This is a genomic window from Aeromonas sp. TW 6 (assembly GCF_013168745.1).
GTDB lineage: Bacteria > Pseudomonadota > Gammaproteobacteria > Enterobacterales > Aeromonadaceae > Aeromonas > Aeromonas caviae.
On the sequence record NZ_JABERS010000073.1, the window covers coordinates 1 to 10,282 of the forward strand.

Annotated in this window: 9 protein-coding genes, 2 pseudogenes and 1 riboswitch; of the genes and pseudogenes, 7 read left to right on the plus strand and 4 right to left on the minus strand. The window is 60.1% G+C overall.

What is annotated here, in order from left to right; all coding sequences use genetic code 11:
• Positions 1–624: 624 nt before the first annotated feature.
• Positions 625–1,116, plus strand: a complete 492-nt coding sequence (locus HKD46_RS20340) for an RNA-binding protein (protein ID WP_029313407.1) — start codon at positions 625–627, stop codon at positions 1,114–1,116.
• Between the two features lie 3 nt (positions 1,117–1,119).
• Here the strand turns inward: HKD46_RS20340 and murI are convergent, their stop codons facing one another.
• The 3 genes from murI to HKD46_RS20355 form a co-directional block, all read right to left on the minus strand.
• The gene (gene murI, locus HKD46_RS20345; protein WP_171865900.1) at positions 1,120–1,908 is read right to left on the minus strand and encodes a glutamate racemase; all 789 of its coding nucleotides are present in this window, start codon (positions 1,906–1,908) and stop codon (positions 1,120–1,122) included.
• 115 nt (positions 1,909–2,023) lie between these two features.
• Positions 2,024–3,862, minus strand: a complete 1,839-nt coding sequence (locus tag HKD46_RS20350) for a TonB-dependent receptor domain-containing protein (RefSeq protein WP_111896993.1) — start codon at positions 3,860–3,862, stop codon at positions 2,024–2,026.
• Between the two features lie 51 nt (positions 3,863–3,913).
• Positions 3,914–4,092, minus strand: a riboswitch (cobalamin riboswitch).
• A 35-nt stretch (positions 4,093–4,127) separates the two neighbouring features.
• Complete coding sequence (locus HKD46_RS20355; protein ID WP_113979230.1) at positions 4,128–5,030, minus strand: LysR family transcriptional regulator; 903 nt, start codon at positions 5,028–5,030, stop codon at positions 4,128–4,130.
• Between the two features lie 110 nt (positions 5,031–5,140).
• Here HKD46_RS20355 and HKD46_RS20360 point away from each other — a divergent pair, with 110 nt between their 5' ends.
• From HKD46_RS20360 to HKD46_RS20380, 5 genes and pseudogenes are all read left to right on the plus strand, one after another.
• Positions 5,141–6,067, plus strand: a complete 927-nt coding sequence (locus HKD46_RS20360; protein ID WP_113979229.1) for a sodium-dependent bicarbonate transport family permease — start codon at positions 5,141–5,143, stop codon at positions 6,065–6,067.
• A 4-nt stretch (positions 6,068–6,071) separates the two neighbouring features.
• Positions 6,072–6,374 carry a P-II family nitrogen regulator gene (locus HKD46_RS20365; protein WP_026456329.1) on the plus strand — a complete coding sequence of 101 codons (303 nt, stop codon included), beginning with the start codon at positions 6,072–6,074 and terminating at the stop codon, positions 6,372–6,374.
• A 59-nt stretch (positions 6,375–6,433) separates the two neighbouring features.
• Complete coding sequence (gene purE, locus HKD46_RS20370) at positions 6,434–6,943, plus strand: 5-(carboxyamino)imidazole ribonucleotide mutase (RefSeq protein WP_042026785.1); 510 nt, start codon at positions 6,434–6,436, stop codon at positions 6,941–6,943.
• Positions 6,940–8,064 (plus strand): 5-(carboxyamino)imidazole ribonucleotide synthase, encoded by a 1,125-nt coding sequence (locus HKD46_RS20375; RefSeq protein WP_109422473.1) that lies wholly within the window; start codon positions 6,940–6,942, stop codon positions 8,062–8,064. Before purE ends, HKD46_RS20375 begins: the two co-directional genes overlap by 4 nt.
• 258 nt (positions 8,065–8,322) lie before the next feature.
• Positions 8,323–8,823 (plus strand): annotated as a pseudogene (locus HKD46_RS20380) (IS5-like element IS5B family transposase); the annotation flags it as partial.
• Between the two features lie 36 nt (positions 8,824–8,859).
• On the opposite strand, the gene HKD46_RS20385 reads toward HKD46_RS20380, so the two are convergent.
• Positions 8,860–10,064 (minus strand): IS3 family transposase gene (locus HKD46_RS20385; protein ID WP_171865901.1). Its coding sequence is split into 2 segments (ribosomal slippage): positions 8,860–9,746 and positions 9,746–10,064, totalling 1,206 coding nucleotides; the frame shifts between segments, so codons are not numbered across the junction.
• 91 nt (positions 10,065–10,155) lie between these two features.
• On the opposite strand from HKD46_RS20385, the pseudogene HKD46_RS20390 reads away from it, so the two are divergent.
• Positions 10,156–10,282 (plus strand): annotated as a pseudogene (locus HKD46_RS20390) (transposase); the annotation flags it as partial.

The following is a 10,282-nucleotide window of genomic DNA, read 5'->3' on the forward strand; positions in this document are numbered from 1 at the left end:
ATGATCAAACTCTTCAATTTAAGTTTGGTTGCTTCGAAAAGCGGCTCAATGAATTGCTGAATTAACTGCTGCAACTAAAAGTTGCTTTGGTCACTTCATCAGACATTGAAAATCAAAAATTGTTTTTGATGCTCGATGCTGCGAGTGCCCACACAGATTGCTTGATTCAAATTGTTAAAGAGCGTCACGCTTATCGCGTTGAGGAGGCGCATCTTACGCTCCTCACTTCGAAAGTCAAGCGGTTGTTTTCGCTTTTCTTTCGGCGCCCACTTCGCTAGGAAGCTGGCTCATCAGGTTGGCGTGTTCCGCCGTGCTGGTAGGGGCGCATTATAGGGAGGCCGGTTGCGATGACAAGGGATTTTTTGAAGAAAGTCACGGAAACTTCAAATTATCCAGTTAGAAACAACTTACCCAGTGTATATATACAATGTTATCCACAAGCTGATGATTTCAGCCCTCTTTTATTGGCATTTATCAGGATCTTCCTGGCTGAAGGAATGCCATACTGAAGCGGATAATTTGCCTCAAGTGGTCCATGGTAGCGTCTGGTCGTAAAGCTGGTTACCATGAAGGTGAATAGAGTGTTGCACCTTTTTTGCTTTCATTTACAAAAGGTCTTTAAAGATGAATTTATCCAAGTTTCCCGTCTATGTGCAGGCAGCAGTTCTTGCTCTGGTATTGGCGCTGCTCGGCTATCTGGTTGCCCAGGCCCTGCAGTTCTCTCTGAAAGTCGAAGTCATTTTTGCCGCCGGTCTGGCCATTGGCGGTTTCGTGGTACCGCTCTTCCTGAACCGTGCGCCTGCCACCGCCCTCGAACAGGCGACCAGCCAGGAGACCTGTACCTTATATGTAGGCAACCTGCCCTATCGCGCCAACGAGATTGCGGTGCGCGAACTCTTTGCCGAGCAAGGTCAGGTACTGTCAGTTCGTCTGATGAAGGACAAGGCCACCGGCAAACGCAGGGGCTTCGGGTTTGTGGAGATGCCTGTCGCCGATGCGGCCAAGGCCATCGCCGCGCTCAATGACAAGGAGTATCAGCAGCGCACCCTGAAAGTGCGTGAAGCAAATGACAAGCGGGACCGGGATGAGAAGGACGTCAACGACGTCGACGCCTGATATTCAGTACACCACCTCTTCGAGTGACGACAGCCCCCAAGCTTGCAAGGGGGCTGTCAGTTTCTGGGCCCCTGCATCCAGTCGCGTGCAGTAGGCACGTCCCGTCCCCTCGCCAGGCGCCTGGACCGGCAGTGTCGCCAGCAGATGCGCCACCCGCCTTGCCACGGCAAGACCCGAATCGACCAGTTGGCATTCCGGCATCAGCTGTTTGATCTCTTCGTTGAGCAACGGGAAGTGGGTACATCCCAGCACCAGGGTATCCGGCCTCTCCTCCCCTTCCATCCAGTCTGCGAGCACCTCTCTGAGCAGGGCCATATTGACCGGCAACCCCGCCAGCTTGCGCTCGGCTTCGATAACCAGTTCGGTGGCCCCCTTCAGCAGCACATGCTTGCCCGGGGCGAACTGGGCGATGAGTTCATGGGTATAGTCACGGCTGACGGTGCCGGGCGTTGCCAGCAGACCGATGTAGCCGTTACGGGTCAGGGCGGCGGCAGGCTTGATCGCGGGGACCACGCCGACCACGGGAATGCTGAGTGCGGTACGCAGGGATGGCAGGGCAATGGTGCTGGCGGTATTGCAGGCGATCACCACCAGATCGATGGCGTGCTCGGCCACCATGTGGCTGACCAAGCCGGTGCAGGCAGAAATCAGCTCTGGTTCGCTCAACTCGCCATAGGGGAAGTGGGCGTTGTCGAAGCAGTAGAAATAGTTGTGTGCCGGCAGGGTGCGACGGATCTCCCCATAGACGGTCAAGCCGCCCATACCGGAGTCGAACACGAGAATATTGGCCACCAGAGCTCCCCCTTGGATGCGAGGCGGCGATCATACTCCCGCCAACGGCCAATAGAAAAGGCCCCGTACAAGACGGGGCCTCGCTTTTTCCTCTCTATATAAGTAGAGCAGCGGATCAGAGACGGTAGTCGGCGGTCAGCTTGAACTCGGTGCCCGGTGAGGCATAGCCATAGGCCGGAACATAGTCACGATCGAACAGGTTGTCGATGCGTCCTCCCAGGGTCAGCTGTGGCAGCACTTCGTAGCTGGCCCCCAGATTGACCAGGGTGTAGGAGCCCAGCACCACTCGCTCAGCCGGGAAGCTGCTGAAGTTCTTGTCATCCCGTTTGCCCACGTAGAGCAACTCGGTAGACAGATCGACCGGGCCCAGCTGCGCCTGGGTCAACCAGCTCGCCTTCTGCTTGGCACGGCGCAGCAACTGCTGGTCCCCCTCGTTCTTGTCTTCGGTCTTGGTGTAATCGAAGCTCAGATCGTGATGAAGCGGGCCGGTTTCCAGCCCAAGGGCCACTTCCACACCCCGGATCTCGGCATCCGTGTTACCCGGTTTGCAGGTGGAGAATGCACTCTGGCAGGAGATCAGGTTCTCGATCTCGTTGCGATAGAGGTTCACTGACCAGTCCCAGGCGGTGTAACGGCCGGAGAAGTCCAGCTCCAGGTTCTTGCTCTCTTCCGGCTTCAGATCCGGGTTCTCATAACCTGGGTAATAGAGGTCGAGGAAAGTCGGTGCCTTGAAGGCCGTGCCATAACTCAACCGGATGTTGTGGTTCTCATTAATGTCCAGCCCTGCTGCCGCAGACCAGGTGTTGTTGCGGCCATATTGATCGTTGTCATCGGTACGACCGGACAACTCACCCAGCAGCGCCTGCCAGCGGTAGCTCGCCACGGCGAACAGGCCCGTGTTGTCGCGATCTGGCGCATTGAACGACTGACCATAGCTGCGGGAATCTGACTTCATCTGTTCCTGCTGCCAGTCGGCACCACCGGTCAGAGACAAACCTTCCACACCGCTCCAGTTGTTGATCCAGGAGAAACGGGTCAGACCGGTGTGGATGGGCTCGGCACTGGACTCCCCATTGCTCTCCCACCAGCTCTTCAGCTTGTTCTCGCCGTAGCTGGCTTCCAGCCGGCTGCTCAGGGCGCCGCTCTGATACTTGAGACCGCCATCGTACTGGAAAGCCTGCACCCGGCTCTGATCCGACGACATATAGGGGTCGTCCATCTCGGTCTGGTTGTCATAGCCCTGGGCGTTGAAATCGGCGCTCCAGGCGTCGTTGAACGCGTGGTTCAGCCCGAACTGGCCGTTCAGGCTGTCAAAACCGTCCCTATCCGGCTGCTGGGCACCGGCGACCACGTCGAAGCCATCGGTGCGCTCATAGCCCACCAGCAGGTTCATGTCGGTCTGCTCGTCCAAGGCCTGCACTGTACGCACCTGACCCTGGCCGTAGCCATGGCTGCCCACGCCGCCCTTCAGGTGGGTTTCGCTGCCGTTCTTGGCCGAGGTCTTGGAGATGAGGTTGATAACACCACCAATGGCATTGGCACCATAGACGGCGGCGCGCGGACCGCGGATGTATTCGATGCGCTCGATATTGTCGAGGGGGATCTGGCTCAGATCCGGTGTGCCGGCCACCATGGCGGCAACGGGACGACCATTCATCAGCACCAGGGAGTGGTTGGAGTTGGTGCCACGGATAAACAGACTGCTGACATGACCGCGGCCACCCAGCGTCGTGATCTGTACCCCTGGCAGGGTCTTCAGCAGATCCGGCAGGCTCTGCACCTGGCGAGCCTCGATCTCGGCGCGCTCTATCACCATGACGGGGGCGAGCACGGTGCTGGCAGGTTGTTCCACCCGGTTGGCGGTCACCACCATGGTGGGGTTGACGGGGATGGTCATCTGTTGGGCAAAGGCCGCCGTTGGCAACAGGGCAGCCGCCAATAATGTCTTGGACATGAGAGATCCTTAAGTTCGCGTAAGCATCTACTTCGTGGCCGGTTTCTCTCGGCCCGAAATACGAACTTTGGCAGGTCTTCGGGCTTGGGGGCTGATGGCCTACGGCGACGGCTTCCCACCTGACGGCAGTGCCCTGATGTCGCTTCGTTCCCCCTTACCGCTGCGCGCCAGCTCCGGATTCTCACCGGATTCCCTTTTAAGCATGATGCGCCAAAGCGGGGGGATTATAGGCAGAGCCGTCTTGGATGTATAGCCATCCAGATTTCTATTTTTTATTTTCCAGTGCCGCCAATCGCTGGCTGGCCCCCTCCATCACCGCCTTCACGCCGGGGTGGGAGAGATGACGGCCGGCCGAGACCAGATAGTAGGAGAGGGTGACCTCGGGCAGGGTGGCAATCCGTTCGACACCATAGACGCGGGTTATCTCCTCCCCCATGGCGAGCGGAGCCGGAAAGATCCCCATCCCCGCCTTGCCAAACGACTTCATCAGGGCAGAGTCATCGAACTGGCCGACCAGGTGGGGATGGATACCCTGCTGGTGATACCAGACCAGCAAGCGATCATGAGTCACCGACTTTTCACCCGGGATCAGCACGGGCAACCCCTCCAGCGCGGCGGGAAACCCCTTGCGGGCCTGCGCCGCCAGCGCCGGGCTGGCAAACAGGGCCAGCGGGCTGCGCCCCAGCTCGTGGTTATAGCCGCGGATGCCGCTGTCGGGGGGCAGCGGGCGGTCGGTTAGCACCATGTCCAATTTGTGTCTGGCCAGCTCGCTGAAGAGCTGGTCGGGCCGCTCCTCATGGCAGATCAGCCGAAGCGGGGTCGCCAGTGCCATGGCCGGCGCCAGCAGTTCGAATGCCAGGGTACGGGGGACTGACGCGGTAATCCCCACCTGCATGGTCAGCTCCTGGCTGGCGTGGCGCAAGGAGTGCTCCAGCTCGGCGCCGAGCGAGAAGATGGCCCCGGCCTGTTCGAGCGCCTGGCGACCGGCCGCCGTCAGCACGAGCCGCCTGCCCACCCTGTTGAACAGCGCCACGCCGAGGGATTGCTCCAGCTCGGCCACCTGGCCGCTGATGGTCTGCGGGGTCAGATGAAGTTGCTGCGCCGCCCGCGTCACGCCACCGCTGCGGGCCACATGCCAGAAGTAGTAGAGCTGCTTGTAGTTGAGCATCGGACCCCTTATCAGTTTTTACCGAACAACCATCAATCAAAATCTGATTTTATCGAAGCATCATGCACTCTAGCATGCAACCACCCTGTGGACTGCTCCCGCGAGTCATCATGTTGGATGTTGTTGTTCTCTTTTTCCTGTTTGGCCTGCTGGCCGGTTTGATACGTTCCGAGCTCAAACTACCACCCGCCCTCTACGATACTCTCTCCCTCTTTTTGCTGCTGGCTATCGGCCTCAAGGGCGGCGTCGGGCTGGCCCAGCAATCCCTGCTCCCCCTGCTGCCCCAGCTGGCGCTGGTGATCCTGCTCGGCGTGGTGCAGACCCTGCTCGGTTTTGCCCTGCTGCGCATCAAGATGAACCGGATCGATGCCGCCGCCACCGCCGCCCACTACGGTTCGGTCAGCGTGGCCACCTTCGCGGTCGGGGTGAACTGGCTCACCGAGCGCGGCATCGACTTCGAATCCCAGCTCTCCATCTTCCTGGCAGTGATGGAGATCCCGGCCATCCTGGTCGGCATAGTGCTGGCGCGTGGTGTGAGTCGCCAGACCCGCTGGCGGATGCTGGCCCACGAGACTTTCCTCGGCAAGGGGGTCACCCTGCTGCTCGGCGGCATGGCCATCGGCTACCTGGCCGGACCGGAAGGGGTCGCTCCCCTCAAACCGCTCTTTGTCGACCTGTTCAAGGGAGCGCTGGCCCTGTTCCTGCTGGAAATGGGCCTCATTGTCGCGCGCCAGTGCCAGGACCTGCGCCGTCACGGTCTGTTCCTGCTCGGCTTCGCTCTGCTGATGCCGCTCGCTTCGGCCGGACTGGGATTGGCCGTCGGCAAGCTGATGGGGCTCTCCCTCGGCGGATTGACCCTGCTTGCCATCCTGGCCGCCAGCGCTTCTTATATTGCCGTACCCGCCACCCTGCGCATCGCCCTGCCCCAGGCCAATCCCGGACTGTCGCTGAGCGCCGTGCTGGGGGTCACCTTCCCGTTCAACATCATGCTGGGGATCCCGCTCTACCACAGCTGGGCCCGCCACTTCATGGAGTAGCCATATGCAGACCGAGACCCGCACCCTGTTGACCATAGTGACAGAGGCCACCCTGGAACCCACCCTGCTGCGCACCCTGACCCGAGAAGGGTTGCGCGGCTATACCATCACCGATGCCCGGGGCCGGGGAGACCATGGCGAACGCAACGCCAGCTGGAGTGAAAGCGGCAATATCAGGCTGGAGGCGATCTGCACTCGCGAGCAGGCCGAACGATTGATGGAACATATTAAGATCCGTTACTACCCCGATTACGCTATGATTGCGTTCCTGCAAACGGTCGAAATAGTGCGACCCGAGAAATTCTGAGCCGGCATGCCGGCTTGTTTTGCCAACCAGAGACAAACGTTTGACTGCAAGGAGTAGTAATGAGCACCCCTCCCCTGATCGGCCTGGTAATGGGCTCCGACTCTGACTGGCCCGTGATGCAGGCCGCCGCCCGCATCCTCAAGGAGCACGGCGTGCCCTATGAAGCGCGCGTCGTATCCGCCCATCGCACCCCGGATCTCCTGTTTGAATATGCCGCCAGTGCGCGCGAACGCGGCCTGCGCGCCATCATCGCCGGTGCCGGCGGTGCCGCCCATCTGCCGGGCATGCTGGCCGCCAAGACCACGATTCCGGTGCTGGGCGTGCCGATCCCGACCCGCCAGCTCAAGGGGATGGACTCCCTGCTCTCCATCGTGCAGATGCCCAAGGGCGTACCGGTCGCCACCTTCGCCATCGGCGAGGCGGGTGCCGCCAACGCCGGCCTGTTTGCAGTGTCCCTGCTCTCCGTCGCTCAGGACGGCGACGCTCCCCGTTATCATCAGCAGCTCGACGGCTTCCGCGCCAAGGAGCGCGATCGGGTGCTGGCCCTCACCCTGGAGGAGCCGGCATGATACTGCCTCCCGCTACCCTCGGCATGCTCGGCGGCGGCCAGCTCGGCCGCTATTTCGTGATGTCTGCCCACCGCCTCGGCTATCAGGTCATCGTGCTGGATCCGGATCCCGCCAGCATCGCCGGCGCCGCCGCCGACGATCAGATCATCGCAGCCTATGACGACGCCGATGCCCTGGCCGAACTGGCCCGCCGATGTGATGCCATCACCTGCGAGTTCGAGAACGTGCCCGCCACCTCCCTGGCCCTGCTGGAGCAGCACAAGCCGGTGCGCCCGGCCGCGAGCGCGGTGCGCGTCTGTCAGGATCGCCGTGAAGAGAAGGCCTTCCTGGCCCGTGCCGACGTACCCGTCGCGCCGAACCTGACCCTGCTGCCCCACGAGCCGCTGCCGGCCCTGTCGGACGACCTCTTCCCCACCATCCTCAAGACCGCCCGCGAGGGTTATGACGGCAAGGGGCAGTGGACCATTCACCAGGCCAGCGAGCTGCCGGCGGCTCTGGCCGCCAGCGGCGTACCCTGCGTGCTGGAAAAACGCCTGCCACTGGAAGGGGAGTTTGCCCTGACGCTGGCGCGCAGCCCAAGCGGTGCCATCAGCGCCCTGCCCCTGGTGCAGAACTGGCACAGCGGCGGCATCCTGGATCAGACCCGCTCCCCGGCCAACGTGCCCGCCCTGGAGGCCGAGGCCCAGCGCATCGCCGAGCACATCATCGCCGCCCTCGACTACGTGGGCGTGCTGACGGTGGAGTTCTTCCTGGTCGGCGGCCAGCTGCTGGTCAACGAGATGGCGCCCCGCCCCCACAATTCGGGTCATCCCAGCATCGACAACGCCGGCTGCAGCCAGTTTGAGCTGCAGGTACGCGCCCTGTGCGATCTGCCCCTGCCGGCAAAAGCCGAGGTGCAACCCGCCATCCTGCTCAACCTGCTCGGTGATCTGTGGCAAGACGGCACCCCGGACTGGGCCGGTGCCCTGGCCCTGCCCGGGGTGCACCTTCACCTCTATGGCAAGGGCGAAGCCCGCCCCGGCCGCAAGATGGGCCACGTCACCGTCACTGACCGCGACTGGGCGGCGGTCGAGGCCACCGCGCACCAGCTGCGTGCCCTGCTGGGTCTGCCTCCGCGCTGAGTCCACCCCTTGACATGCAAAGACCCGGGCCAAGGCCCGGGTCTAATGAGATGGTCACCCCCACCCTGTGAGCGGTACGCTGACAGGGTGTTTTTCTTTCAGGAGAGGCCATCATGGAAAACGTTGCGCTTATTGGTATTGATCTCGGGAAGGTGCGAATAAGCGGGGAAATTCTTCTCGGCTGACTCAGGGAAGGTGCGAACAAGTCCCTGATATGAGATCATGTTTGTCATCTGGAGCCATGAAAAAGGGTTCATCATGAGTCATCAGCTCACCTTCGCCGACAGTGAATTCAGCAGTAAGCACCGTCAGACCAGAAAAGAGATTTTCTTGTCCCGCATGGAGCAGATCCTGCCATGGCAAAACATGGTGGAAGTCATCGAGCCGTTTTATCCCAAGGCTGGTAATGGCCGGCGACCTTATCCGCTGGAAACCATGCTACGCATTCACTGCATGCAGCATTGGTACAACCTGAGCGATGGCGCGATGGAAGATGCTCTGTACGAAATCGCCTCCATCCGTCTGTTTGCCCGGTTATCCCTGGATAGCGCCTTGCCGGACCGCACCACCATCATGAATTTCCGCCACCTGCTGGAGCAGCATCAACTGGCCCGCCAATTGTTCAAGACCATCAATCGCTGGCTGGCCGAAGCAGGCGTCATGATGACTCAAGGCACCTTGGTCGATGCCACCATCATTGAGGCACCCAGCTCGACCAAGAACAAAGAGCAGCAACGCGATCCGCAGATGCATCAGACTGGATTTGACCCCATAGGTCCAGACACTTTTTCCCGCTTAGGGTTGTGATACCCGACTGCGCAGAAATTCCCGGGGTGAACGGTATCCCAAGGCGCTGTGCGGGTGATGCTCGTTATAATGCTCAAACGCGATGGCCAAATTGCCTACCGCTGTTCGGCTATCTGTTTTCGGCATCATCTCGATATAGTCTCGCTTCATCGTCTTGACGAAGCTCTCAGCTATACCGTTGCTCTGTGGGCTTCTCACCGCAGTAGTTCTGGGCTCCAACCCGATTTCTCGTGCAAACGCGCGGGTCTCATGGGCTCGATACGCCGAGCCATTATCAGTCAGCCACTCTACCGGTGATGCCGGCAACGAATCCCCGAAGCGACGTTCGACAGACCTCAGCATGACATCTTGCACCGTGTCACTGTCGTAACCCCCGGTACTGGCAGCCCAATCCAAGGTTTCCCTGTCACAGCAGTCCATGGCGAACGTGACTCGTAGTTTTTCACCGTTATCGCAGCGAAACTCGAAGCCATCTGAGCACCAACGTCGATTGCTCTCTTTGACGGCAACACGCCCCTTATGTGCCCGCTGGGTCAATGGTGCAGCCGGTTTTCTTTCCAGCAGCAGGCCATGATCGCGCATGACGCGATATACCCGTTTGGCGTTTACCACAGGCTGTCGTGTTGCCTCTGACTGACGCCGTAACAGCGCCCAGACTCGGCGATAGCCATAGGAGGGAAGCTCAGCCATCGCCTCCATGATCCGGCCAAGTAAGGCAGCATCATCATGCTGGCGATGATGACGACCATCTTGCCAACCTGGTTTTCGATGAACACGAACGGATAGCTGCGCACGCGATACATTAAGGGCCTGGCTCACAGCACTTAATCGTCGTCCCCCGGCAACAAGGGCGCATGCACAATCCATTTTTTTGCTCGACCAACCTCCACGGCTTCTTTGAGGATCTCGTTCTCCATGGTCTTCTTCCCGAGCAGACGCTGGAGCTCTCGGATCTGCTTGATGGCAGCAGCCAACTCGGAGGCTGGAACAACATCCTCACCGGCGGTGATCGCCGTGAGAGACCCTTCCTGGAATTGCTTACGCCATTTGAAAAGCTGGTTGGCGTTGACGTCGTGCAAGCGAGCGACATGAGAGACGGTCATTCCGGGCTCAAAGGTCTGCTGCACGATGGAGATCTTTTCCTGCGGAGTCCGGCGTCGACGGCGCTCAGCCCCTGTTAACACTTCGACCATCTTCTCGTTGCGACTAGTACTGAACATAGTTCCAAGACTACCTCTTAAGTTAAGAGGGGCGAAGTGTCTGGATCTTCAAGGGGCCAATCTACAGACCAAGAAAGGCAATCAGTGGCACTTTGGCATGAAGGCCCACATTGGTGTCGATGCCAAGAGTGGCCTGACCCACAGCCTAGTCACCACCGCGGCCAACGAGCATGACCTCAATCAGCTGGGTA